Source organism: Streptomyces sp. 2P-4 (assembly GCF_030167965.1).
Taxonomy (GTDB): Bacteria; Actinomycetota; Actinomycetes; order Streptomycetales; family Streptomycetaceae; genus Streptomyces; species Streptomyces globosus_A.
In genome coordinates this window covers 2,345,902-2,371,882 of the sequence record NZ_CP095011.1, presented here as the reverse complement: position 1 = coordinate 2,371,882, position 25,981 = coordinate 2,345,902, and the positions used below count along the sequence as shown (strand labels likewise).

Below are 25,981 nucleotides of genomic sequence, written 5' to 3'. Positions count from 1 at the left end.
GCTGTGGCGACGGAGATGATCGCGGGGCGGTTCCGGCTCCTGGGGGCTGTGGACTCGGGCAACATGGGCGAGGTCCACAGAGCCGAGGATCTCGAGGCCGCTCCAGGCGACGCCGACCGCGTCGTGGCGGTCAAGCTGATCCTCCGGCGCCGGTCCGGCCTGCAGATCGACACGCACGGCGACACCAAGACCGTGGAACGGTTCGCCCGCGAGGTGCGGATCATGCAGACCTTCGGCCGGCACCCCAACCTCCCGCGTACGATCGCCGGCGGTGTGGACGACACGAACGGCGGCCTGCCCTACCTCGCGATGGAATTCCTCGACGGCCATCCTCTGGCCGACCTGGTCGCCGACGAGCCACAGCTGCCGATCTCCTGGGCGGCGGCCATCGCCGCGCAGATGGCTGAGGGACTCAAGGCCGCACACGTCGAGGGCGTCGTGCACCGCGACCTCAAGCCCCGCAATGTCATGCTCACCCGCGGTGGCCTCGTGAAGGTCCTCGACTTCGGCATGGGCCGGATCGTCGACGACCCGGACGGTACCAAGCTCACCAGTACGGGCGTCACCGTCGGCACCGCCCGCTACATGGCACCCGAACAGTTCCAGGGCGGAGCCGTAACCCCGGCGGCGGACCTCTACGCCCTCGGGTGCGTCCTGTACGAGATGCTCCTCGGCGTACCGCCGTTCGTCGGCACCTCCGCGTACGAACTCGGCGATAAGCACGTCCATCAGGCACCAAATCCGGTCCGGCTGGTCCGGCACGACGTCCCCGAGGCGCTCGCCCGCCTCGTCGACCGCCTCCTCGCCAAGAACCCGGCGGACCGTCCCGAGAGCGCCGCCGCCGTACGGGACGCCCTGCTGCCGTTCGTCGCGCCCGGCGATCCGCTGCCCGCCTGGCGCGAGTTCGATCCGGTGGGCCGCCTCCTCCAGGACCGGTCCGCGCTCTCCACGCCCACGGCGCGGCAGGCTCCAGCCGACCAGCCGCCCGCCCAGACCCGCCCGCAGGCCTCCGGCATGGACGTCTTCGGTGTCCACCGGGACCTGATCGACGAGTACCGCGCCTTCACCCAGGGCGGCACGATCATCCGCGACGAACGCGTCGCCGACTTCGTCCGGCGCGACCTCGACGCCAAGTCCCAGTGGCCCAACCCCTGGCTCTCCCTCAACCCCTTCTTCGACTCCGCCGGAACCGTTGCCGAACTCGCGTCCCAGGGCGTCCTCCACCCCGAGTGCGCGCGGATCTTCCAGGCGAAGAAGACCAGGGGCGGCACCGTCTGCGACGGCCGCCCGCTCACCCTCCACCAGCACCAGCGCGAAGCCGTCGACGCCGCCCGGTCCGGGGCATCCTACGTCCTCACCACCGGCACCGGCTCGGGCAAGTCCCTCTCCTACATCGTGCCCATCGTCGACAAGGTCCTCAGGGACCGGGAGACGGAGCCGAGAGGGACGGCCAAGAGAGTCCGCGCGATCATCGTCTACCCCATGAACGCCCTGGCCAACAGCCAGCTCAAGGAGCTGGAGAAGTACCTGAGGGACGGCTACGGCGCAGGACGCGAGCCCGTCACCTTCGCCCGCTACACCGGCCAGGAGGACGACGCCGCCCGCAGGGAGATCCGTGACAACCCGCCGGACATCCTGCTCACCAACTACGTGATGCTGGAGCTGATGCTCACCCGCCCCGACGACCGAGACAGCCTCGTCCGGATGGCCAAGGGCCTCGAATTCCTCGTCTTCGACGAACTCCACACCTACCGCGGCCGCCAGGGCGCCGATGTCGCCCTGCTCATCCGCCGTGTCCGCGAGGCGTGCCAGGCCGACCGTCTCCAGTGCGTCGGAACCTCCGCCACGATGTCCACCGAGGGCACGATCGACGAGCAGAAGAGCGTGGTCGCGGGCGTCGCCTCCAAGCTCTTCGGCACGAGGATCCGCACCGAGCACGTCATCGGCGAGACCCTGGTCCGCGCCACCGACCCGGCCCCCGACACCGTCCCTGCCGAGCGGCTGCGCACCACCGACGCGCCCCGTGCGTACGCGGACCTGGTCCGCGACCCGCTCGCCCGCTGGATCGAGACCCGCTTCGGCCTGGCCACCGACACCCTCACCGACCGCCTCGTCCGCCAGAAACCCGCCAAGATCGAGGACGCGGCCGAGGACCTCGCCCGGGAGAGCGGCGTGTCCGTCGAGGACTGCGCCGCGGCTCTGCGCGCCACCCTGGAGGCCGGCTCGCAGGCCCGTCACCCCGTCACGGAGCGCCCCCTCTTCGCCTTCCGCCTCCACCAGTTCCTCTCCAAGGGCGACACCGTCTACGTCACCCTGGAGGACCCGGAAAGCCGCCACCTCACCCGCGACTACCAGCAGGTGCAGCCCGGCACCGACGGCAAGCTCCTCATCCCGCTCGCCTTCTGCCGGGAGTGCGGCCAGGAGTACCTGACGGTGTGGCGCACCGAGAAGGACGGAGAGGTCCGCTACGAGTCCCGCCGCGACACCTCCGCCACGGGCGGCAGGGCCGGCGACGGCTACCTCTACGTCGGCCGCCCGTGGCCCCGCTCGCTCGACGAGGCCGTCGCCGAGCGCAAGCTGCCGGAGTCGTGGCTGGAGCTCGACGACCGTGGTCAGGAAGTCGTCAGGAAGTCGTACCGCGAGCGCGCGCCCCGCGCCGTGACCGTCGACCCCTACGGGTACGAGGGACGGGGCGACCTGGACGCCGCCTTCATCCCGGCCCCGTTCCGCTTCTGCATCCAGTGCTCGGTGTCCTACGAGCAGCCGCGTGGCAAGGACTTCGCGAAGCTCGCGACCCTCGACCAGGAAGGCCGGTCCTCCGCCACCTCCCTGGTGTCGGCGGCCGTCGTCCGCTCCCTCAAGGCCGTTCCCGAGGAAGCCCTCGACAAGGAGGCGCGCAAGCTCCTCACCTTCGTCGACAACCGCCAGGACGCCTCCCTCCAGGCCGGCCACTTCAACGACTTCGTCCAGATCACCCAGCTGCGCGGCGCGCTCTACCGGGCCGCCCTGGACGCGGGGGAAGAGGGCATCCACCACGAGGAGCTGGCCACCCGCGTGGCGAACGCCCTCGCCCTGGACCCCGTCGAGTACACCGGCCAGTCGGACCTGCCGCCCGCCCTCGCCCGCAACGCGGCCAAGACCCTGCGTGACGTCATCGCCTTCCGTCTCTACCTCGACCTGGAGAGCGGCTGGCGCATCACCATGCCGAACCTGGAGCGGACCGGTCTGCTGACGATCGACTACGCGGACCTCCAGTGGGTCGCCGAGCGTGACGAGCGCTGGCAGGACACGCATGCGGCGCTCCGCGACGCCGACCCCGCCCTGCGCGCCGAGATCACGCGGACGCTCCTGGACGACATGCGCCGCGAACTCGCCATTGACGTCCAGTACTTCCGCGACGACTTCGACGCCCTCCAGCGTGCCAGCGAGGAACGCCTCATCGACCCGTGGGTCCTCGGCAGGTCCGACGCGCCCAGGGTCAAGACCGCCTACCCGCAGCCCTCCAGCCCCGGCATGGACCGGTCCGGGCACTTCCTCTCGGCCCGCGGCAAGTTCGGCAAGTACCTGCGCCGCACCGCACCCACGGTCTTCGACGTGCGCGACGGCGTGAAGCTGGACAACACCGACCTCCAGAAGATCATCGAGGGCCTGCTGAAGGTGCTCGCGAAGGCCGGCCTGGTCACCGAGGTCAGTGCCGCCCCCCAGCGCGCCGGCCGCTTCCGCGCGCCGACCGGTCCCGCCGCCACCGGCTACCGGATCTCCGCCGCCTCCCTCATCTGGCGGGCCGGCCCCGGCGAGTCCGGCGCCCACGACCCCCTGACCCGCACGTACGCCAGCGGCGACGGGCCGCGCGTCAACACCTTCTTCCGCGACCTCTACCGCAACGCCGCCGCCGAACTGTCCGGCCTGTTCGCCCGCGAGCACACCGCCCAGGTCGACCCCGCCGAGCGTGAGCGCCGCGAAGAAGCCTTCAGCAAGGCCGAACTGAAGCTCCTCTACTGCTCCCCGACCATGGAGCTGGGCGTCGACATCTCGTCCCTCAACGCGGTCATGATGCGCAACGTGCCGCCCACCCCGGCCAACTACGCACAGCGCAGCGGACGCGCCGGCCGGAGCGGCCAGCCCGCCCTCGTCACCACGTACTGCGCCACCGGCAACAGCCACGACCAGTACTACTTCCGTCGCTCCGAGCGCATGGTGGCGGGCGCCGTCGCCCCGCCGCGCCTCGACCTCGCCAACGAAGACCTCGTCCTCTCCCACCTCCAGGGCATCTGGCTCGCCGAGGCCGGGCTGAAGCTCGGCCGGGCCATTCCGCAGATCATCGACATCGCGTACGACGAGAGCCTGGGCCGCCCGAACCCGGCGCTCCACCTCCACGACGACCTGTACGCGGCCTCCCGCGACGCCGACGCGCAGGCCCGTACGGTGGCGGCGGCCCACCGGGTCCTCGGCCCGTTGCTCGCCGACTTCGCCACGACCGTCTGGTGGGACGAGCGCTGGATCGAGGACCGTGTCCGCACCGCCCCCGACCGCTTCGACCGCGCCTTCGACCGCTGGCGAGACCTCTTCCGGGCCGCCCTCGTCGACCAGTACGTCCAGAACAAGCGGGTCCTCGACCACACCCTCACGGAAGGCGACCGGCGGCGCGCCGTCGCCCGCCGCAAGGAGGCCGAGACCCAGCTCAACCTCCTGAAGAACGAGACCCCGGACAGCCGGTCCGTCCTCTCCGACTTCAACCCCTACCGCTACCTCGCCTCCGAGGGCTTCCTGCCCGGCTACTCCTTCCCCCGCCTGCCGCTGGCCGCCTACATCCCGACCACCGGCCGCCGCCACGGCGACGGCGACTACCTCCAGCGCCCCCGTTTCCTCGCCATCCGCGAGTTCGGCCCCGGCGCGCTGATCTACCACGAGGGCGCTCGCTACCAGGTGACCCGCGTCCAGCTGCCCCCGGACTCCTCCGGTGACATCGCCACCACCGCGGCCACCCGCTGCAAGCACTGCGGCTACCACCACGATCCCGAGCAGCGCGCCGACGTCTGCGACATGTGCAAGGAGCCGCTCGGCGCCGCCGCCTACAACCTGCTGCACCTGCACACCGTCTACACCCAGCGCCGGGAGCGGATCTCCTCCGACGAGGAGGAGCGCCGTAGGGCCGGATTCCGGCTGGAGGTCTCGTACCGCTTCCAGGACCACGGCATCCGCAAGGGCCGCCAGGACGCCCACGTCGCGGACCCGGCGGGCAGTCTCGCCACGATCTCGTACGGCGACTCGGCCACCGTCCGCATCACCAACAAGGGACGGCTGCGCGCCAAGGAGAACGAGCAGGACGGCTACTGGCTAGACCCCGCAAGCGGCCACTGGATGAACGAACGCGATGCCGCCGAGGCGTCCGGCGACTCCAGCGAGATGCCGGTCATCGACCCGGACGGCAACGAGAAGCGCCGCAGGAAGCGAGTCGTCCCCTTCGTCGAGGACCGCCGCAACATCCTCGTCGTCACCCTCGACGAGCCGCTGCCCGAGCCCATCGCCCTCACTCTCATGTACGCCCTGGAGCGGGGCGTCGAGGCGGCGTTCGAGCTGGAGGACTCCGAGCTCACCAGCGAACTGCTCCCGCCCGACGACGGTCCCCGCAACCGCTTCCTGCTCACCGAGGCCGCGGAGGGCGGCGCCGGCGTCCTGCGCCGCCTCCAGGCCGAGCCCGGAGCGCTTGCCGTCGCCGCCCGCCGCGCCCTGGAGATCTGCCACTTCGACGAGCACGGAGTGGACCAGGCCGAGCAGCACTGCGCCCGCGGCTGCTACGACTGCCTGCTCACCTACGGCAACCAGCTCGACCATGCGGCCATCGACCGCCACACCGTCGTCCACCTGCTGCGCCGCCTCGCTTCCGCCGTGTCCGAGCCCGAAGGGCGGGGCGAGTCCCCGACGGAGCAGCACCGGCGGCTCGTCGAGGAGCTGGGGCGAACGGCCCCGAAGCTCGCCGACGCGCCGGCCGACGACATGGCGAGCACTCCCCTGGAGCAGACCCTCGTCAACTGGCTCAGGGACCACGGCCTGCGCCTGCCTGACGAGGGCCAGACCCTCGTCGGCACCGCCCTCCCCGACTTCGTCTACCACCTGCCCGGCGTCAACCTCGCCGTTTTCGTCGACGGGCCGGACAGGGAGGAGGACGCCACCCGCGACGAGGACGCCGAGGAGCGCCTCTACGACGCCGGCTGGGGCGTCGTCCGCTTCCCGGCCGACCCCGCCGACTGGGACGCCGTCGTCGCCCGCCACGCCCGCTACTTCGGCGGCCCCGCCGCCTCCTGACCACGGAACCGACCGACCACCCGAGGACCCCGAGGACTCACCCGATGACGCTCACCTACTCCGCCGGTTCCCTGGTCACCGCCCGAGGCCGCGAATGGGTCGTGCTCCCCGAGAGCGCCCCCGACATGCTCGTCCTGCGCCCGCTCGGCGGTTCCGACGACGACATCGCCGCCGTCTTCCCCGCCTTCGAGGACGTCAGAGGCGCCGAGTTCGCCCCGCCGTCCGCCGCCGACCTCGGCGACCACCGCGCCGCCGGGCTGCTGCGCTCCGCCCTCCGCATCGGCTTCCGCTCCGGAGCCGGCCCCTTCCGCTCCCTCGCCGGCATCGCCGTCGAACCCCGCGCCTACCAGCTCGTCCCGCTCCTCATGGCGCTGCGGCAGAGCACCGTACGGCTCCTCATCTCCGACGACGTCGGTATCGGCAAGACCGTCGAGGCCGGCCTCATCGCGAGCGAACTCCTCGCCCAGGGCGAGGCACGCGGCCTTGCCGTCCTCTGCTCACCGGCCCTCGCCGAGCAGTGGCAGGAGGAGCTGCGCACTAAGTTCGGCCTCGACGCCGAACTCGTCCTCGCCTCCACCGTCTCCCGCCTGGAGCGCGGCCTGGACCTGGGGCAGTCGCTCTTCGACAAGTACCCCCACGTCATCGTCTCCACCGACTTCATCAAGTCCACCCGCCACCGCGACGACTTCGTCAAGCACTGCCCCGACCTGGTGATCGTCGACGAGGCCCACACCTGCGTCGTCGCCGACGACACCACCTCCACGCAGAACCAGCTCCGCTACGAGCTGCTGCGTCGCGTAGCCGAGGACGCCGAGCGTCACCTGCTCCTCGTGACCGCCACCCCGCACAGCGGCAAGGAGTCCGCCTTCCGCAACCTCCTCGGCCTGGTCAGGCCCGAACTGGCAGGCACGGACCTGGACTCCGACCGGGGCCGACGACTCCTCGCCCAGCACTTCGTCCAGCGCAAGCGCGCCGACGTACGCCAGTACCTGACGACTGAGGACGGCCTCGGCGACGACAGCCTGGCCGAGCGGACCGCGTTCCCGTCCGACCGCTTCTTCAAGGACGAGACCTACAAGCTGTCACCGGCCTACCGCGCCCTCCTCGACGACGCCATCGCCTATGCGAGCGAGCGCGTCGAGGCCGCCGGCAGCCAGGGCAAGCGCGAGGCCCGTATCGCCTGGTGGTCCGCGATCGCCCTGCTCCGCTCCCTCGTCTCCTCCCCGCGCGCCGCCGCCCAGACCCTCCGTACACGCTCGGCCGCCGCGGCCGCCGCCAGCGCCGAGGAAGCCGACCGCTTCGGCGCGCCCCTCACCCGTGACGCGGCCGACAGCGACAGCCTGGAGGGCATGGACGTGGCCCCCGGCGCCGAGACCGACGACGCGGGCGCCCGCCTCGCCGAACTCGCCGACCGGGCCGCCGCCCTGGAGGGCCCGGAAGGCGACCTGAAGCTGAAGGCCCTGGTCAAGCACCTCAAGGCGCTGCTCGCCGACGGCTACCACCCGATCGTCTTCTGCCGCTACATCCCCACCGCCGAGTACGTCGCCGAGCACCTGGGCGGCAAGCTCGGCAAGAAGACCGTCGTCCGCGCCGTCACCGGCACCCTCTCGCCCCAGCAGCGCATCGAGCGGATCGAGGAGCTGGCGGAGGAGGCCGGGCAGGACCCCGCCGCCCGCCGCGTCCTCGTCGCCACCGACTGCCTCTCCGAGGGCGTCAACCTCCAGCACCACTTCGACGCCGTCGTCCACTACGACCTCGCCTGGAACCCCACCCGCCACGACCAGCGCGAGGGCCGCGTCGACCGCTACGGGCAGCAGCGCGACGAGGTCCGGGTCATCACCCTGTACGGCAGCGACAACGGCATCGACGGCAAGGTCCTCGACGTCCTCATCAAGAAGCACCGCCAGATCAAGAAGGACCTCGGCATCTCCGTCTCCGTCCCCGACGAGACCTCCTCCGGCGTCACCGACGCCATCGTGGAGTGGCTGCTGCTGCGCGGCCGGGAGGGCGAGCAGGGCACCCTCTTCGAGGCAGACTCCTTCCAGCAGAGCTTCGCCGACCTGGAGGCCGACTGGAAGTCGGCGGCCGAACGCGAGACCCGCTCCCGCTCCCGGTTCGCCCAGCGCTCCATCCACCCGGAGGAGGTCGCCCGTGAGGTCCTCGCCATCCGCGACACCCTCGGCCGCGCCGACGAGGTGAACGACTTCGTACGGACCTCCCTCGCGGCCCTGGAAGCCCACCTGGTGGAGGCGGGCGACGGCTCCGGCGACTTCACCGCCGAGGTCAGCGGCACCTCCGCCGGCCTGCGCGACGCCCTCGCCCCCGTCGTCGGCTCCGCCGCCGTCGAAGGCGCCCGCCCCATCCCGTTCCGTACGACCTCGGCCGTGGCCCGGGGCGAGGCCGCCCTCGTCCGCACCGACCCCGTCGTCGGTGCCATCGCCGCCCACGTCCTGAACTCCGCCCTCGACAGCCAGGCCGACGGCCGCCGCCCCGCCCGCCGCTGCGGTGTTGTCGCCACCCGCGCCGTCGACACCCGCACGACCCTGCTCCTCGTCCGCTACCGCTTCCACCTCACGCTGCCCTCCCGGCAGGGAGAGAAGCAGCTCGTCGCCGAGGACGCCCGCCTCCTCGCCTTCCAGGGCTCCCCGAAGAACGCCGTCTGGCTGACCGAGGAGCAGGCCCACGCCCTCCTCGCCGCCCGGGCCGCCGACAGCGTCGACCCCGACCACGGCGAGGCCATGATGACCCGCGTCCTCGGCCAGCTCCCCGCCGTCACCGACCACCTGGAGCAGTTCGGCGGCACCCTCGCCACCGAACTCCACGAGTCCCACCGGCGGGTCCGCCGCGCCTCCGACGAGATCGTCCGGGGCCTGCGGGTCACCGCCCAGAAGCCGGCCGACATCCTCGGCGTCTACGTCTACCTGCCCGCCGCGTCCGGAGAGGCCGCCGTCTGATGTCCGCCACCACCCGCAACCAGGTCTTCTCCGCCGTCCACACCGTCGGCGGCCTGCTCCCCGCCGACATGCTGCTCCGCATCGCCGACGGCAAGGACATCAAGGGCTCCGCCCCCGCCGACTACCAGGTCATCGGCGCCCGTTCCGTACGCGACGAGGCCGAACGCCACTGGGACTACCTGAAGTCCGTCTGGCGCGAACTGCGCGAGAAGCTGCCGGTCGCCCCGGACGCCGAGACCCCGGCCGACCCGACGGGCCTCGCGGTCTCCCAGTGGCTGGAACCGCTCTTCGCCGAGCTGGGCTTCGGCCGCCTGACCCCGATCGGCGCCACCGGGATCCGGGCGGACAGCGACCCCGACCGCGTCTTCCCCATCAGCCACCGCTGGAACCACGCCCTCCTCCACATGACGGCCTGGAACGCCGACCTGGACAAGCGCACCGGCGGCGCGGGCACGGTCCCGCCCCAGTCCCTTGTCCAGGAGTGCCTGAACCGCACGGAGGCCCACCTGTGGGGCGTCCTCACCAACGGCCGCCGACTCCGGATCCTGCGCGACTCCAGCGCGCTCGCCACCGCCTCGTACGTCGAGTTCGACCTTGAAGCCATCTTCGACGGCGAACTCTTCAGCGAGTTCGTGCTCCTGTACCGCCTGCTGCACGTCTCCCGCTTCGCGGTGGCGGAGGGCGCGGCCCCGTCCGCCTGCTGGCTGGAGAAGTGGCGTACGGAGGCGATCGCGTCGGGCACGCGCGCCCTGGACCAGCTCCGCAAGGGCGTCCAGGAGGCCATCACGACCTTGGGCACGGGCTTCCTGCGCCACCCGGCGAACACGACCCTGCGCGAGGGCACGGACGTCAAGGCCCTCCACGGCGCGCTGCTGCGGCTCGTCTACCGCCTGCTGTTCGTCTTCGTGGCGGAGGACCGCGACGCCCTGCACGGCCCGGAGGCGACCGACCAGGCCCGGGACCGCTACACGACCTACTTCTCGTCGGCTCGTCTGAGGCAGCACGCCCGCCGCCGCCGGGGCACGGCCCACGGCGACCTCTACCAGGCCCTTCGGATCGTCCTGGACGCCCTCGGCGACGAGAACGGCCGCCCGGAACTGGGCCTGCCGGGCCTCGGCGGCATCTTCGACGAGACGGAGACGGACGCCCCCCTGAAGGGCCTGTCCCTCTCGAACGAGTACCTCCTCACGGCCGTACGCCACCTTTCCCAGGTCCGGGACGCTGGTTCGCGGCGCTGGCGCACCGTCGACTACCGCCACCTGGACGCCGAGGAACTGGGCTCGATCTACGAGTCCCTGCTCGAACTGGTCCCGCAGCACAGCGCGGCCGACCGCACCTTCGAACTGGTGGAGCTGGCCGGCAACACGAGGAAGACGACGGGCTCGTACTACACCCCGTCCTCGCTCATCGAGTGCCTGCTTGACTCCGCCCTGGACCCGGTCCTGGACGACGCGGTCAAGCGCGGTGAGCAGACGGCGAGCGCGGCGGGCGACCCGGACCCGTCGGACGCGATCGTCCGCGAACTCCTTTCCCTGACGGTCTGCGACCCGGCCTGCGGCTCGGGCCACTTCCTGGTGGCGGCGTCGCGGCGGATCGCGAAGCGGGTGGCGGCGGTACGGGAACGTAACCCGGAGCCCACGCTTGAGGCCGTCCGCCACGCGCTGCACGAGGTCGTGGCGCGATGCGTCTACGGCGTCGACCTCAACCCGATGGCCGTCGAACTGGCCAAGGTGTCGCTGTGGCTGGAGGCCCTGGAACCGGGCAAGCCGCTCGGCTTCCTGGACGCCCACGTGAAGCACGGCAACGCGCTCATCGGGGCGACGCCGAAGCTGCTGCGGGGCGGGATTCCGGACGAGGCGTTCATTGCGACGGAGGGCGACGACAAGAAGCAGGCCAAGTCGCTGGAGAAGCTGAACGCCGAGGAGCGGAAGGGCCAGTTCACCCTCTTCGACATGGAGGACGAGGGCGTGAAGGTCGCGAACACGACCCTCGCGGCCGGCATGCGCCGGATCACCCACGCCCCCTCGGACAACCTGCGTGAGGTACGGGGCCAGGCGGCGGCCTACGAACAGTGGGAGAAGTCCGCCGACTACCTCAACGCCCTCCACTTGGCCGACGCCTGGTGCTCCGCCTTCATGTGGCTCAAGACCCCGGAGGCTCCCAGGGCGGTCACGCACGGCCTCTTCCGCTCCCTGGAGGACCCGGACGCGTCCAGCGCCTCGAAGGCCACCCACGACGAGATCGTCCGCCTGCGGGAGCAGTACCACTTCTTCCACTGGCACCTGGAGTTCCCGGAGGTGTTCTCCGTCCCGGACGGGGTTGTCACGGGGACGGTGGACGAGGCGACGGGCTGGGCGGGCGGCTTCGACTGCGTGCTCGGGAACCCGCCGTGGGACAGCGTGGACTTCCGGGAGCAGGAGTTCTTCGCACAGCGTGCACCCGAGATCGCGGAGGCGTCCCGTACTGCTGTACGGAAGAAGATGATCGAGGCGCTCAAGGACTCGCCGGACACGCTACCCCTGCACGAGGAGTTCGAGGCCGGCAAGCGGGAGGTGTACGCCGAGAGCCACTTCCTGCGCAGGTCGAAGCGGGTGCCGCTGACAGGCCAGGGGAACCTGAACCTGTACGCGGTGTTCGCGGAGACGGACCGGATACTGACGGGGGAGCGGGGACGCGCCGGCGTCATCGTGCCGACGGGCATCGCGACGGACGCACGGACGCAGTACTTCTTCAAGGACCTGGTGCAGCAGGGCTCGATCGCGGCGCTGTACGACTTCGAGAACGCGGCGCCCCTTTTCCCGGACGTGCACCGTTCGTTCAAGTTCAGCATCCTGTCCCTGACGGGCCGAGCCCTGCGCGAGCCTGCCGCTAGGTTCGCCTTCTTCCTCCACGACCCGGCGGAGCTGGACGAGGCGGACAAGGCGTTCACCCTCACACCCGAGGAGATCACCCTCCTCAACCCGAACACGGGCACGTGCCCGGTCTTCCGCTCCCGCCCCGACGCCGAGATCACTCTCGGTGTCTATCGTCGACTTCCTGTCCTTGTTAAGGAGTCGGATGAACATGGGCGGCGCGGCAGTAATCCGTGGGGCGTGTCATTCAATCGAATGTTTGACATGGGGCACAACTCCAGCCTTTTCCGCACTCGTGAGGAGCTTGAAGGCGACGATTGGCGGCTGGATGGCAACGTCTTCGTCCGGGGGGAGGCGAAGATGCTTCCCTTGAGTGAAGCGAAGATGCTTCACCACTATGACCACCGATGGGCAACTTATGAAGAGGACGGCTCCACCCGAGACTTGACCCTCGGGGAGAAGCGGGATCCATGCGCAGAGGTACTCCCGCGATACTGGGTTGCCGAGGGAGAGGTGGATGAAAGACTTGCCAACAGGCGTTGGGTGAGGCGCTGGCTCCTCGGCTGGCGAGACATCTGCCGTGCTACCGATGAACGAACTATGATCAGTGCTGTGTTTCCTGTGAGTGCAGTTGGTCACCCGTTCCCGGTAATCTATACGCCACATTCGGGAAATGTCCCAGTGCTATGTGCTCAGCTTTCCTCTTTTGTCCTTGACTATGTGGCTCGCCAAAAGATTGGTGGAACGCACCTGACTTATGGCTATGTGTCTCAACTTCCAGTTTGCGGGCCGGCTCAAGCAGCACCCCACCTTCCCTGGGTTTCCGAGCGATTTCTGGAACTGGCATACACCTCCATGGGCATGGAAGCGCTTGCCCGCGACCTCGGCGACACCGGCGCCCCCTTCATCTGGGACGAAGACCGCCGCACCGTCATCCGTGCCGAGCTCGACGCCCTGTTCTTCCACCTTTACGGCATCACCCGCGACGACGTCGACTACATCCTCGACACCTTCCCCATCGTCAAGCGCAAGGACGAGGCCAAGTACGGCACTTACCGCACCAAGGACCTCATCCTCGCCGAGTACGACCGCATGGCGGCGGCCGGCGTCAGCCTGACGACGCCGCTAGTGGACGGCGAGAACTACACCTCCACCCTCACCCCGCCCCCGGGCCACGGCCCCCGTCACGAAGGAACCGGAGAGTGACGAGTCCGCCGCCGGCCGGGGCGCGGGCCGAGGCGGTCGCGCGGGAGCGGGAGCGGCTGCGGGCGCTCAGGGAGCGCAGGGAGGCTCAGAGCGCGGACTCCGGAATCGACGGGTTCACCGTACGCAGATGGCGGAAGGTGGGGGTGCTCGGAGCCCAGGCAGTGCCGCGCGCCCACACCCTGCTCCGGCGACTCGCCGACTTCGCGCACGACGCGGCCCACGATGCCGCGCACGACGTACTCACCGACGCGCTGCGCGACGAACCTGACGACCGGCTGCTGCCCGCTGTCCGGACCGTACTCGAACGGGCCGACCCGGCCGTGGTCGCCGCGACGCTCGCGGAGGTTCACGCGGGCGGCTTCCTGTGGCTGTCCGAAGTCGGGGAGCAACGGCTTACCGCGCTGACGGCGGGCGACGACACCCTCGCCGTCTCCGGGAGCGAGGACCCCTCCGGGGCTTTCGCTCTCCTCGCCGCGTTCGCGGCGGAGCGTACGGCCGCCTTCCCGCCCCGGATGCTGCCGCGTGTGCTCCCATGGATACCGCTGAGTGTCCTCGACGACCTGATCGACGCCGGAGCGGTCGGTTCCGAGCACCAGCCCTGGCAGTACCGGGCCGAGGAGATGGAGCACGCGTACCTCAAGGCCCGGCTGATCCCCGACCAGGTGACCGCCGAGCAGGCGACCGCGCTGGAATGGACGGCCCGGGAACGCCGGAACGCGTTCCTCGCCGGGGGCGAGCCGCTGCCCTCGGCCGGTGACGTCTACGACCTCCTGGAGCGGGTCGCCGACGGCGACGCCTCGGTCGTGAAGGAGCTGGAACGGGAGCTGCCCCGTGACCTGGTGCTCCGGCTGCGCCGGCTCCTGGACGGGGTCGCGGTCGGCAACTGGGACCGGGACATATGGGAGGACCGGGGGTTGTGGCGGCTCATTTTCGCTCTGTGGGAGCCCAAGGCGGCCGTCAACCCGTCGCGCTCGCCGCTGCACGCGCTGATGGCCCTGCGCCAGGCCTACGACCTGCTGTGCATGAACGACCTCGCACGTGCGTCCGCCCAGATCGACAAGCTGGTGACGTACGAGGCCGCCGACCCGGCCTGCCGGGCCGAGGCCCTCAACTTCCACGCGTACACGCTGCTGCTCCAAGAGGAACTCGATGCGGCGGCCCTGGTCCTGGAAGGCATCCGCGACGCGCACGAGCGGGCCGAGTCCAACCTTCGTATGCTCCGCCGGCGTCAAGCGGTTCAGCGCAACGACAGACCGGCGGCCTCCAACCCCTATCTCGACCTCGGGCTGCCGCACGGCGCACCGAGCTGGACGACCCGGTACCGGGACCTCCGCCGGGAGCATGTGCGTGATGTGGACATGAGCGCGCAGTTCAACAGCGCGATGAAACGCATCAGGGACGCCGAGCGTGACGAGGACTGGTCTGGCTTCTTCGTGCTGCCGCTCGACCTGGACGTGTTCGAGCTTCCGGACGAGGTGCCGGTCACGTTGGTCCCGCCCCTGACCCCCCTGAGCAGGCGAACGACATCTCACTCTCCCGAAGGCCTGGGGCTCGTGCGGCAGCGGGCGGTGGCGGACCTGCTGCCCCACCTGCTCAACGCGCCCCGGCGCCCCGACCGCAACGCAAGGACGCACACACAGTGAAAAAGGTGCCGCGCAGCCAGCGGAAGACCTCGGTGGTTCCCAAGCGGGTTCCTGCCAAGGGGAACAACGGCCTCAAGCATCGTCGGGACAAGCGGCGAGCGGAGGCCGAAGCCCCTGCTGCCCCTCCGCAGGCGTCCCGCCGACTTCCCGCGGACTCCCCGCGCACCTACCGCCCCGAGGAACTGCTCAGCCCTCACATGCTGCTCGCACGTTTCACCGAGCGGGCGACCGAGCTCCTGGCCGCTGTCCCGGAAGAGGAGAGGCCGGCGCAGACCGCTGTGGCGGCTGCCCTGCGCCAGGCCGTTCTGGAGGCGTTCCGCTCCCGGGAGGAGTACGTGGCCCGGATGGTCGAGGTCGATCTGCTCGCCGGGGCGCCCAAGCAGAATGCCACCTCGCTTCGCAAGGGCATCCGTGCCGCCCTGCTGGACCAGGGCGTGCGGTGCGTGGACGCCCCCGACGGCGAACACGAGCTCTTCGTGGTGGTGGAAGGCGACGGTGAGGCGTTCGAGGTGCTGCGCCCGGCTTACGTGGACCAGGCCACCGGCAAACTGGTGCTCGCCGGGCAGCTGCGCCGCCTGCCCGCCCCGGACGGAGCGGGCGACTCGGCCGGAGGCGGCGACGCCGCGAACGGGGAGGGCGTGTGACCGCGACCGGGATCGATTTCGGTACCACCAACTCGGTGGTGGCCCAGTGGCTGGGCGATGACGTCGACGTGCTGTCGCTGGACGCCCACCACATCGACGCCGACTGGCGTCACCCCGGCTTCGAGTACCTCTTCCCGTCGGTGGTGGGCATGAGCTCACTGCGCCGGGGAGCGTTGTTCGGCTGGGAGGCCAAGCTCCGCTCCGAAGAGGCGGCCGAGGCCTGCAAGCGACTACTCAAGAGCGACGAGTACGTCACGATCCACGGCCGCAGGTTCGCGGCCACGACGGTGGCGGCCGGTGTCTTCCAGGCCATGCGCAAGGGAGCGGAGCACAACCTCACCACCATCGATCAGGCCGTGATCACCGTGCCCGCCAACGCCACGGGAGCTGCCCGCTACCGCACGCGCGCCGCCGCGCGGTTCGCCGGCATCGAGGTCCTGGCGCTGCTCAACGAGCCGACCGCGGCGGCGATCTCGTACGTGCACGAGCTGCGAGAGGCCCGCACCATCCTCGTCTTCGACTGGGGTGGCGGCACGATCGATGTCACCGTGCTCGACTACCAGGACGGGTTCTTCGAGGAGCTCGCTTCACGGGGTGTGACCGAGCTGGGGGGCCTGGAGATCGATCGCCGCCTGCGTGACCTCGTCCTCGAACGGGCTCCGGCGCGATCGGCGTGGACGCCCGCGCAGGAGCGGCAGTTCGGGCTGGACGTGGAGCGCAGCAAGATCCGCCTCTCCTCCGAGGAGTCCGTCCCCATCAGGACTCCGGACGGCGACACCGTCCAGGTGTGGCAGGGGGAGTTGGAGGACGCAATCACCGACCTCGTGGACCGCGCTCTCGCACCGGTTCAGCAGTGCCTCAGCGACCTTCACATGGCGCCCCTGGATGTGGACGCGGTGCTGATGATCGGTGGCACGAGCCAGATCCCGAGCGTCCGGGCCGCGGTCGCCGAGGTCATGCAGCAGCAGCCCGTCGAGGTCGATCTGTGCGATCCCATGACTGCGGTCGCCCGAGGCGCCTCCATCGCGGCAGCCGTACTGTCGGGGGAGACCGAAGGCGTGATCCAGGTGGCGACGAGTCACGCCCTGGGCACGGTCGTCACGGACGACACCGGACAGCGGGCGTTCAGCCAGATCATCCCGCGCAACTCACCCCTGCCGTGGAAGGAGCGCAAGAGCTACACGCCTCGCCGGGACAACGCACGCAGCCTTGCCGTGGAGATCTGGGAAGGAGACCCCCACCGTCCGCTCGACCACGCTGACAACGTCCAGCTGACGGACCTCCGCCTCACCTACCAGAATCCCCGGGCCCGCGAGGACTCCCGCTTCCTGCTGGAGTACACGTACGACACCAACGGGCTCCTGCACGTCAAGGCGACCCTTGAGCACACCGGCGAGGAAGTGCTGAACGAGGAGATCAAGAGCTTCAGCTCCGGTGGTCCGACGCCGGCGGTGCGCAGGGAACTCGATGATCTGCTCGCGGGCAACACGGTCACCACGCTCCTGCCGACGCAGACGCGGAGGCGATCCGCGGGCTCGGCTTCCAAGGCGCTCGTGGTCGACGGCTCCAACCTGGCGTGGATCGGCAGGTCGCCCCGACGACCCGGTGTATACGGCAGGGACGACCGGCCGTCCTACGCCCAACTGCTGTCCGCGCGCGACGCCCTGGCATCGCGGTATCCCGATGCCGTGCTCCACGTGGTCGTCGACGCCACCTTCCGGCACAAGGTCGCGGAGGAGGAACGCGCCGCGGTGGACTCGGCGCTCGCTACAGGGAACCTCATCCAGCCCCCGGCCGGAACCGAGGGCAAGGGCGACGCGCTGGTCACGGCGATCGCGCAGGACTCGGACGGAATCGTCGTCACCAACGACAACTACGCCGAACTGCAAGGCAGGTACCCCTGGTTGCGGGACAAGGACCGGGTGCTCGGGGCCACCCTGACCCAGGGCATGTGGGTCTTCACGCCGCGCACCTGCGTACCACCCCGTCATCGGATCGTACGAGCGGAGGCGTTCCAGCAGTCGCGGGCCCTGATTCCTCCGAGCCCAGATCCACTGCCCGAGTTCAGGTACCACCGCCCTCACGAGGAGTAGTGATGACTGGCGGGGTGGTGAACGACAGGACGAGCCTCAGAGCCGAGATGCTGGCGCTCCTGCTCGAGCCGTTGGGGGTGGATGCCATGGTCGGACCGGCCGCACTCCAGCGATTCGCCAAGGAGGTGGACGCGGTCGCCCAGGCGCGCGGGTGTGCCGGCCTGCCGCCGTCCGGGAGCACGCTTCCGTGGGTGTCCGACGCGGTGGCGGAGTGCTTCGAGGAGCGCGAACTGGCCCGTCTGACAACGGCCAGGGGCGGGACTCCGGCACCGGACGCGGGCAGATCCCTCCGGGAACTGAAGCGGCTCGAAGGACTGCGGACTCATCTCCAGGCACTGGAGGGCGTGCCGGTGGAAGCGCTTCGGGCGGACGCCGCGGCGGTGGCCGCCGTGGAGCGGCTGCTGCCCGAAGTCCTGGAGCCGTGTCGTCGTGCGGACCGGGAATGGCCCGAGGAGATCTGGCGCTCGATCCGTGAGATCGACATCGAACCCGCGCTGGCCGACCTCAGTCGTCGACGAGGAGGCCGGAAGGCGGCGGAGGCGCGCGAGCTCGTGCTCAGGCACAGTGCTGCGGCGGCCTGGAATCTGCGGAACCGGGAGCTGGTGCCGCTGCTGGAGAAGGTGCGGGACTTCGCCGCCGCGGAGGAGTCGTACGAGGCGGTCCTGTCCGAGCGGCCGCAGTGGTGGCGCTGGCTCGCACCGGACGCGCGGTTCGGGTTCAGGTCGGATCGACGTGACGCTCTGCTCTGGGCGATCGAGGTCCGTGACACCGGTGCCGTGTCCGGAAGTACGGTGGACATGCTCGCGGACGACAGCGTGCGGGTGGTGATCGGGCACGGGCTCGCGACGGCGCCCGTGAACACGGCCGTGTCTCCGGCCGCGCCCGCCGCGAGCTCGGCCGCACGGCTCACGGCGGGGCTGCTGGCGGTCGCCTCCCGGACCGACGTCAACGAGCTGCGGGCGTTCGAGTCCTGGTACACGAAGAACGTCGAGTCGTTCGACCGCGTGGCGGCGGACATGGACCTGTGGCGAACCGAACCGGATCTGCGCGAGGCCCTCGGGGCCCTGGTCGGCGAGCTCGCGCCCGGGACGGTGGACACGAGCCGATCGGCCTACCGCGACATCCAGACCGCTCTCCGGGAGGAGGCCGAGGCTCGTCCTTCGCGGGCGCCGTACTCCGCGCACGCGATCGAGAGCGAGGACCTCGTCGGGGTCATCCGCCGCATCGGAGCGCTCGAACGCGAACTGCGCGATGCCGTACGGGTCATGCCCACGGCGCGAGGCAGGCTGCGCGTGGCCATCGCGGGAAGGACCAAGTCCGGGAAGACCACGCTGCGCAAAGCGCTGACCCGTGAGGCGGACCGGACCGGGATCGGGCGAGGGGCGCATCGCACCACGCGGGAGACCTCCGCGTTCCACGTCGGCTCCGTGACGTACCTCGACACGCCCGGCGTCGCCGCGAAGGACGACGACCTCGACGCCACGCGTGCTCGGGCCGCGTGCGACGGCGCCGACGCGGTGATATGGAACTACGCCGACACGCTGCGTGAGGAGGAGTCCGCCGAGCTCCAGCGACTCCTCCTCACGGGGAAACCTCTGCTCGCTGTCGTCAATGTGAAGGGAAAGGTCGACGAACCGCACCGTCTTGAACGCTTCGCCAAGGATCCGGAGAGAGAGTTCGCGTCGGCGACGGGTCACACGGTTCGGATCGAGCAGGTCTCCGCAGCGGTCGGCGTCACGTCGCCCGTCGTCCTCCCGGTCCACTCCGGTGCCGCGCACGAAGCGTTGTCCACGGCGGACCGCGAGCTGGGGGACAGGGCCCTTCGGGCGAGCAGGTTGCCCGAGCTGGAGCAGTCCCTCACCCGGCTCCTGGCCGAGCGTGCGATTCCGCTTCGTGCGGTTCGCCTGGCCGAGGACGTGCGGGCGCCGCTCGCGGCGTTCCACGACCGGCTGATCGAGGAACTCCCCGGGATCGATCTCGCGCTTGCCGAACTCGCATGCTCGACGGCGCGTGACCGGGCAGAGTCGCTGGAAGCCTTCCGGACAGCGGGCCGGGACACGCGTGACCTACTCGAAGCCGAGCGCCACCGCGCCAAGGAGCGGGTGCCGGAGGTGGTTCGGGACCTGGGCGGCGTGGCTGACGCGCAGCGGTGGAGCGACTTCGTCACCGGTTTGGACCTGGAGGGACTTCTCTCCGGTCTCGGGGACACGTTCGAGCAGGAGGCGCGGAAACGGGGGATGCTTCTGCGCGTGCGGGCGAGCGCCACGGACCATCAGGACGACGCGCAGCCGCGTGTACGACCGCGTCCTGATCTGAAGGAGCAGGCCGCGAGCCTGGGCACGGCGGCCGTCAAGGGGGCGGCGACGGCCCTTCTGGGCTCTGTCGCCGCCAAGGGGATCCCCAAGAAGCTTGCGGTCCCCCCTCCCGCGGCGACGTTGGTCTACGCGGTGGAGGGCCTGGCCGGAGCGGCGAAAGCGGTGAGCGGTGAGGTTGCCCGCGCGCGGCGGGCGAAGGACGGGTGGACCAGCACGACCACGACCGAGGCTGAGGCCTGCCTCGATGACCTGTTCGACGGGCTTGCGGCGTGGTCGGCTCGTATCACCGATGACGCGACGGCTCAGATCGATGCCCGGTTCGAGGCGCGGTCCGCGGACATCAGGGTCACGCGGGAGCGGTTCGAGCGGCTCTGCGGGCTGCGGACGGCTGTGCGGTCCGCCCTCGACGCGATCGACCTCGTCCTGGCGCGCCGGCTCCTGGCTCTCGCGGGAGGGGACCCGGCGGCGATCCGTCGGGCACGTCGGACGCCGGGAGTCGAACTTCGTGTCTGGGCCGACGCGTCCCGCGTCGCGGACGTGCGGTCGTGTCTGCGGGACCAGTTCGTGGACGTTCTCACCGAACGGTTCGAGATCGGCGCGGATTCCGGATGCCTCGGCATCCTCGAAGGAACTGAAGGGAACACAGATGGTTGACGGTGGTCCGGTCGACGCGCCCACGATCGACGGGGGCCGAAGCGCTCTGGTACTCGCGTTGGCCGCACGTGCCGAAGAAGTCCTGAGGGCTCATCCTCGCACTCGCGCCCTGACCACGAGCCTGCCTCGTGCGGACACGAGCCCTTTGCGGATCGCACTGCTGGGCCCTTACAGCGCGGGGAAGTCCACGCTCGTTGCGGCACTGCTCCGGCTCCCGTCGGCCGACATCGTCGATCTCGTCGACGCGGCGCCCAAGACGCACGAGGCGACGTCGTACGAGTGGAACGGAGCGACGCTGGTCGACCTGCCCGGGACGCTGTCGGGTGTCGACGGGCACGCCGACGCGGCGCGGGGCGGCGTACGTGGTGCGGACGCGCTGATGATCGTGACAACGAGCGAACTGCCTGGCGAAGCAGAGACCAGGACGATTCTGCGGGCTCTCGACGCTGATGGGTTCGCTGACCGGAGTGTGGTCGTCGTCAACAAGATGAACGCCGAGAACAGCGATCGCGATGTCATCCTCGACGAGATCCGCGGGCGCCTCGGGCCTTTCGCCGACCGCGTCCCGATCGTCCCGACCGACGCACGCGACTACATCGACGCGCTCCATGACCCCACTCTCCCGCCCGATCAGCGCCAGTGGCTTGTCGCGGAGAGCGGTATCGACGCTCTGGCGGCTGAGTTGCGGAGAATGACCGCGCCCGGTGTCAGCGGTGTCCGGCCCGAGGCCCAGGCCTTCGAACTCCTTCGAGTGCTGGCGGACGCCGAGCGGCAGTGGGTGCTGGACGGCGAGGAACTCGATGCCGCGGAGAGCGCGAAGAAGGTCGAGGAGTCGATCTCCCGGACGAAGGAGCATGTGCTGAGCGCCCTGGTGAGAGGGAGTGAAGTCGTCGCTTCCAGGATCACGACGGCCGGAGACAGGGCCGCTGCCGGCGTCTCGGAGAAGGACGGGGTCGTCCCCGACCGCGTCACTCGTGCCGTCCAGGAGCAACTGGAGCGTGCGAGACATGAGTTCGACGCGAGTTTCTCTTCGTCGGTGAGGACGGCGTTCGACGCGCTGGTCGCCGAGTACGGAACCGGTGTGCCCGAGCCCGAATCCTGGGTGAACGACCTCGAAGCACGTAAGGCGACGTTCGACGGGTCCCCGGATGGCACGCCACCGTTGACGCAGGGGGTCAAGGAAGCGGCGAAGAAGGCCGCGAAGCTGGGTACCGAGAAGGCGGGCGAGTGGATCGGGAAGATCGCGGACGGCGGTAACGGGCCGGGAAGCGCGGCCTCCGCCGTCGTGGAAAAGCTCAGCAAGAACCGGGTGGGCCGGAAGATCCTTGACGCCGGAGGGAAAGTCACCAACGGCGCGGAGAAGTTCAAACCGTGGGGCAAGACCAAGGCGGCCGGCAAGGTAGCCGGTACGGCCCGCAAGGTGCAGTGGGTGCTGGCAGTCACGGGGCCGTTGATGGACCTGACGAGCGTCGCGCAGGACCAGAGCAAGTGGATGGCGCTCAACAAACGGCGGAAGCAGATCAAGGATCACTTCGACGAGGAAGCGCGCGAACAGCGGACCGCTCTCACCGATGCCGGTGAGCGGTACCTGAGCGAATGGATCACCGAGGTGGAACGGTCGCTCAGCGGTCTCACGAAGCGGGGCTCGGACATCAAAGCCGAGCGTGAAGCGGCCCTGACGGCGATCAAGGGCCTCCGCGACGAGGCCGAGAAGCTGGTCGGGCCGACCCGCTGACCTGACGGACCGTGGTCCCGGCGGTGAACGCGCCCCGTGACCATGGCCGCTGGGACAGGCGCTCAGGTTCCGATGCGAACCCTTGCCGACCGGAACCAGGCGTACCCGACCGGGCGCTCGGACCCGTCGGCGTGTCGGCGCCGTTAGCCTGTCGGTATGACGGAGCGTGTCGTGCCCGGCCGTACGGACGGCCTGATCACCCTGGAGGCCGCGGACGCGCTGTGGGTCGGGCTGACGGCCGGCGGCGCCGTGCCGACGGCTTCCGGGGCGTTCACCCGCTCGCCCGCCCGTGCCCGGACGGGGTACGTCCTGCTCGGGAGCCGGGTGGTCGCGACGGTCAGGGTGGGCGGTGGTCGGTGGGGTGTCGCGGAGCGCGAGGTGCGCCGGGCGGCCGCGGAACTGAACGCGGTGGTCATGGATCGGCGGGACCTGGTCCGCGTCGGCCCGTTCCGCGGAGCGCCGGAGCCGGAGCCTGAGCCGGAGCGCGACGAGGAGACGCCGCTGCGCTGGCGGTGGCGCGTCGCGGGGGAACTGGGGGAGCCGGGCGGCTCCGGGCGCGGGACACGGCACGAGGCCAGCCGGCCGTGTCATCTGGCGGGGATCGACTGGCGACGGCTACTCGTGGAGCACACCCCCGACGGGACCCGGCGGACGTGGTGGCTGCCGCGCGGGGTGGTGAGGCTGCTCGACGCGGCCGAGCACGCCGAGACGCGGTGGCTGCGAGCCGCGCGGACCCGTGAGACGGGCACGGCCGTGGCCGAGCCGCCCTCCCGCCCTCGGCGGGCGGGGGACGCCGACGGGCGGCGCGCGACGAGCCCTGAGGGCCCCGCCGCCTCAGTGCGCCCATACGGCAGAGAGCTCGAAGGCCAGCTGTACTCGGTGCTCAGCAGAAGGCCCGGCATCTCCCAGAAGGTGGCCGGGTGGGTGTGCGCCGTCTGCGGCGGCGCGCCCGCCGCAGTGCTCGACCACTGCCACGAGCACGGCTACGTCCGCGCCCCCGTCTGCCAGTCCTGCAACACGCGGGAACGCCCCGATCATCTGTACGCCAACGACGTCCGCGTCGCGAACCGCTACGCCCGCCTCTTCCACACCGACGCCGGCGACTGGCTTCGCCACTGGCACCGCTGCACCGGCTGCCGCGCGCGCACCACCCTGCCGCTGCCGCACCTCGCCGCGTGGACCGCCTTCATAGCCTGCCGGTCACTGCGCCCGACCCACCGGGCCCCGCGCGGGCGCGAGCCCTGCGGCACCCTGCGCGTGTCCTGGGCGGGTAGTCAGAACGCGCCCCGGTCCTGCCTGTTCACGGTCACGGTCGATTTCTGCCCCGCCGGCGAGCACCGTGTCCTGGCGCGGGTCCCCTACCGTGAGGCCGCCGAGCGGTTCCGTGGCTGGCTCGCCGAGACGGCCCCCGCCGTGGCCGCCGCGTCCGGCCCCGACCGCCTGGACGGCCTCCCCGCCCAGCCCCGGCCGGTCGTCGTGGACCCCGGCGGCGAGGGCCTGGGACTGTTCTGAGGTGAGGAGCCGCCCGCCGCGTACGGCGACGGGCGGCCCCCGCGTGACACCGGGCGGGCGTGCCGTTCGGTGCCCGCCTCGCCCGCCTGCTCGTGGCCGAGCGGCTGACGGCCTGGGAGGTGTCACCGATCTGTGGGAAGCCGGCGAGTCCGTCGAGGACATCGCGTACGAGTACGACATGGAGCCGGAGCAGGTGGACGCGGTCCGCCAGGCTGTGGTGCGCCTTGCCGCCTGAGTTCTTCCTCGACCGCAACCTCGGACGGCGCGTCGCCGAGGAACTGCGTGCCCGTGGATGGACCGTGCACAGATCGGTGAGGTCTTCGCGGGCGACGCCCAGGGCGTACCGGACGAGGAGTGGATCCTCCACGGGCTTGCCAAGGAGTGGGTGCCTCTGTCGAAAGACGGGCGGATCAAGACACGCGACCGCGCGATCCGGCCGGTCCACGAGCACGCGGCCGTACTGTTCTATCTGGACAACCAACAGATCCGCAGCCTGGAAATGGTCGAGCGTCTCCACATCTGCCGCGAGGCGATCCATCGGGCGGTCGAAAGGGGCGGCCCCGCCGCCTATGCCGTCCGAGCGGACCGTATCGAGCGCACCTGGCCTGACTTGCGCACCGCCCCCGCCCCCCTCCGGGTGGCCGCCCCCACGCCGGGCGGTGTGCCGCGCGTCCATGCCGCCTCACAGCCGATGGCGTCGTCCCCGTCGTGGTCCAGCCGGTGCGGGTCGCGAGCCGACCGAGGCGGACGGGAGACCGTCTTCCGGCGGTGTCAGGCCCGGAGTATGTCGGCCACTTGGTGGAGCGCGTCCTCGCGGTGCCGCTCGCGCGCCGCGCGGACCTCGGGGTCGGGTGACCACAGTGCCTGCCGGCCCGGGTGGTACGTACGCACCACCTGGAAGTGTTCTTGGCCGGCGAGGGCCGGGTGCGCCTTCTCCAGCCGCCGCCAGGTGGCCTGCGCGTCGCCGCCCTGGAGCAGGACGACACGGAGGTCCGGCATCAGTCCGAGGAGGCGCGCGAGGGCCTCGGCGCCGGCCTTCTGTTCGGAGGCGTCGGGCTTCCGATTGATGTACCAGGGGTAGGCGTTCCAGGGCGTGACATCGCGGGCGTCGATGCCGGCCTGCTCGAAGGCCCGGCACTGACGCTCGGCGGTCGGGTCGTCGTTCTCCGTGCACAGGAAGCCCGAGCCGGTGCCGTCCTGGGTCTTGGGCCCCGGATCGCGCAGCACGGACAGCACGCGCGCCTCGGTTCCGCCGTGCCAAGGAGCGACGTACGGCATCCAGCCCCTGCCATCCTGGTCCCGCAGGCCGTCGACCAGCTCGTTGATCGCGCGGACGTGTGCCGCGTACCGATTCCGCTCCTGGTCGGTACGGAACGTCTCGTCCGCCATCTGTCGCGCCATATCGTCCTCCCCCGCCGTCTCCACCCGAGTGCACGCCGACAGGGGTGGTGGTCGGCCTCCTACGCTAGCGGGTGGCACTGACACATGGGGGCGAGGCCCGAGACGTCAGGAGGCGGGTGAGGTCGGCAGCCAGCCCACCGCGCGGAGCGTCGGCATGACCCGGGTGATGACGTACGCCATGACCGGCGTCTCGTCGTCGTCCACGGGGAAGTACAGCGCGTGCTGGAGAGGCTTCACATCCTGCGGGTGCTCCAGGTCGACCGGGGGGAGGTCTTCCCGGTCGAAGGCGGGTTCCAGCGTGACGCCGGGACGGCTCGTCAGAGTCCGCAGGAGCGGCAGCCCGCATTGTGCGGCGAGTTGCGCCGTGGTGAGGGACTTCTTGAAGCCGGCCCGGTCCGAGCCGGTCCCCGGTATGACGGTCCAGGCCATGAGGCGCAGGCGCCCCCTTCCGGCGGGCACGGCCTCGATGCCTGCGCGGCGGCGGCCGTGCAGATTGGCCAGGAGGGCGGGCATCTCGGGAACCACCGACGGCTGGTGGAGGACCAGGTCCCGCTCACCGTTGTCCCAGCGGGTGTCGTGCAGGGTGAGTTGAGGACGACCGGGCAGGGCGAGACGCCATTCCACGGCGGTCCCGTTCTCCGTGGATCCGGAGCAGGTGGCTCCGTG

Annotated in this window: 11 protein-coding genes and 1 pseudogene; 10 read left to right on the top strand and 2 right to left on the bottom strand. The window is 70.7% G+C overall.

The genetic code is table 11. The features are described 5' to 3' along the window. Window positions 1–15 precede the first annotated feature (15 nt). From MUK52_RS09835 to MUK52_RS09790, 10 genes and pseudogenes are all read left to right on the top strand, one after another. Window positions 16–6,306 carry a protein kinase domain-containing protein gene (locus MUK52_RS09835; RefSeq protein ID WP_284581685.1) on the top strand — a complete coding sequence of 2,097 codons (6,291 nt, stop codon included), beginning with the start codon at window positions 16–18 and terminating at the stop codon, window positions 6,304–6,306. A gap of 44 nt (window positions 6,307–6,350) precedes the next feature. Beyond that, entirely contained in the window at window positions 6,351–9,260 is a 2,910-nt protein-coding gene (locus MUK52_RS09830; protein ID WP_284575624.1) for a DEAD/DEAH box helicase, read from the top strand. Further along, a complete protein-coding gene (locus MUK52_RS09825; protein ID WP_284575622.1) occupies window positions 9,260–13,318 on the top strand; it encodes an Eco57I restriction-modification methylase domain-containing protein in 4,059 nt (1,352 codons plus the stop codon). The genes MUK52_RS09830 and MUK52_RS09825 overlap by 1 nt, the downstream gene beginning before the upstream one ends. Then, the gene (locus MUK52_RS09820) at window positions 13,315–14,961 is read left to right on the top strand and encodes a hypothetical protein (protein WP_284575620.1); all 1,647 of its coding nucleotides are present in this window, start codon (window positions 13,315–13,317) and stop codon (window positions 14,959–14,961) included. The genes MUK52_RS09825 and MUK52_RS09820 overlap by 4 nt, the downstream gene beginning before the upstream one ends. A 197-nt stretch (window positions 14,962–15,158) precedes the next feature. Next, window positions 15,159–15,605, top strand: coding sequence for a hypothetical protein (locus MUK52_RS09815; RefSeq protein WP_284575619.1), 447 nt, complete (start codon window positions 15,159–15,161; stop codon window positions 15,603–15,605). Then, window positions 15,602–17,698, top strand: coding sequence for an Hsp70 family protein (locus tag MUK52_RS09810; protein ID WP_284575618.1), 2,097 nt, complete (start codon window positions 15,602–15,604; stop codon window positions 17,696–17,698). Before MUK52_RS09815 ends, MUK52_RS09810 begins: the two co-directional genes overlap by 4 nt. 2 nt (window positions 17,699–17,700) lie before the next feature. Next, a complete protein-coding gene (locus tag MUK52_RS09805; RefSeq protein ID WP_284575617.1) occupies window positions 17,701–20,667 on the top strand; it encodes a GTPase in 2,967 nt (988 codons plus the stop codon). 145 nt (window positions 20,668–20,812) lie between these two features. After that, window positions 20,813–22,402: a GTPase gene (locus MUK52_RS09800; RefSeq protein ID WP_284575614.1), complete on the top strand. Its 1,590-nt coding sequence runs from the start codon at window positions 20,813–20,815 to the stop codon at window positions 22,400–22,402. A gap of 156 nt (window positions 22,403–22,558) precedes the next feature. After that, entirely contained in the window at window positions 22,559–23,914 is a 1,356-nt protein-coding gene (locus tag MUK52_RS09795) for an endonuclease domain-containing protein (RefSeq protein WP_284575613.1), read from the top strand. Window positions 23,915–24,206: 292 nt separating this feature from the next. After that, window positions 24,207–24,329 (top strand): annotated as a pseudogene (locus tag MUK52_RS09790) (PIN-like domain-containing protein); the annotation flags it as partial. Between the two features lie 356 nt (window positions 24,330–24,685). On the opposite strand, the gene MUK52_RS09785 reads toward MUK52_RS09790, so the two are convergent. After that, window positions 24,686–25,315: a uracil-DNA glycosylase gene (locus tag MUK52_RS09785; protein ID WP_284575612.1), complete on the bottom strand. Its 630-nt coding sequence runs from the start codon at window positions 25,313–25,315 to the stop codon at window positions 24,686–24,688. 105 nt (window positions 25,316–25,420) lie between these two features. After that, window positions 25,421–25,939: a hypothetical protein gene (locus MUK52_RS09780; RefSeq protein ID WP_284575611.1), complete on the bottom strand. Its 519-nt coding sequence runs from the start codon at window positions 25,937–25,939 to the stop codon at window positions 25,421–25,423. Window positions 25,940–25,981: the final 42 nt, after the last annotated feature.

What these genes read in the sequence shown, in the direction of transcription:
- MUK52_RS09835 (WP_284581685.1), top strand. Translation starts at nt 16, where the DNA reads ATGATCGCGGGGCGGTTCCGGCTCCTGGGGGCTGTGGACTCGGGCAAC.
- MUK52_RS09830 (WP_284575624.1), top strand. Translation starts at nt 6,351, where the DNA reads ATGACGCTCACCTACTCCGCCGGTTCCCTGGTCACCGCCCGAGGCCGC.
- MUK52_RS09825 (WP_284575622.1), top strand. Translation starts at nt 9,260, where the DNA reads ATGTCCGCCACCACCCGCAACCAGGTCTTCTCCGCCGTCCACACCGTC.
- MUK52_RS09815 (WP_284575619.1), top strand. Translation starts at nt 15,159, where the DNA reads ATGCTGCTCGCACGTTTCACCGAGCGGGCGACCGAGCTCCTGGCCGCT.
- MUK52_RS09805 (WP_284575617.1), top strand. Translation starts at nt 17,701, where the DNA reads ATGACTGGCGGGGTGGTGAACGACAGGACGAGCCTCAGAGCCGAGATG.
- MUK52_RS09795 (WP_284575613.1), top strand. Translation starts at nt 22,559, where the DNA reads ATGACGGAGCGTGTCGTGCCCGGCCGTACGGACGGCCTGATCACCCTG.
- MUK52_RS09785 (WP_284575612.1), bottom strand. Translation starts at nt 25,315, where the DNA reads ATGGCGCGACAGATGGCGGACGAGACGTTCCGTACCGACCAGGAGCGG.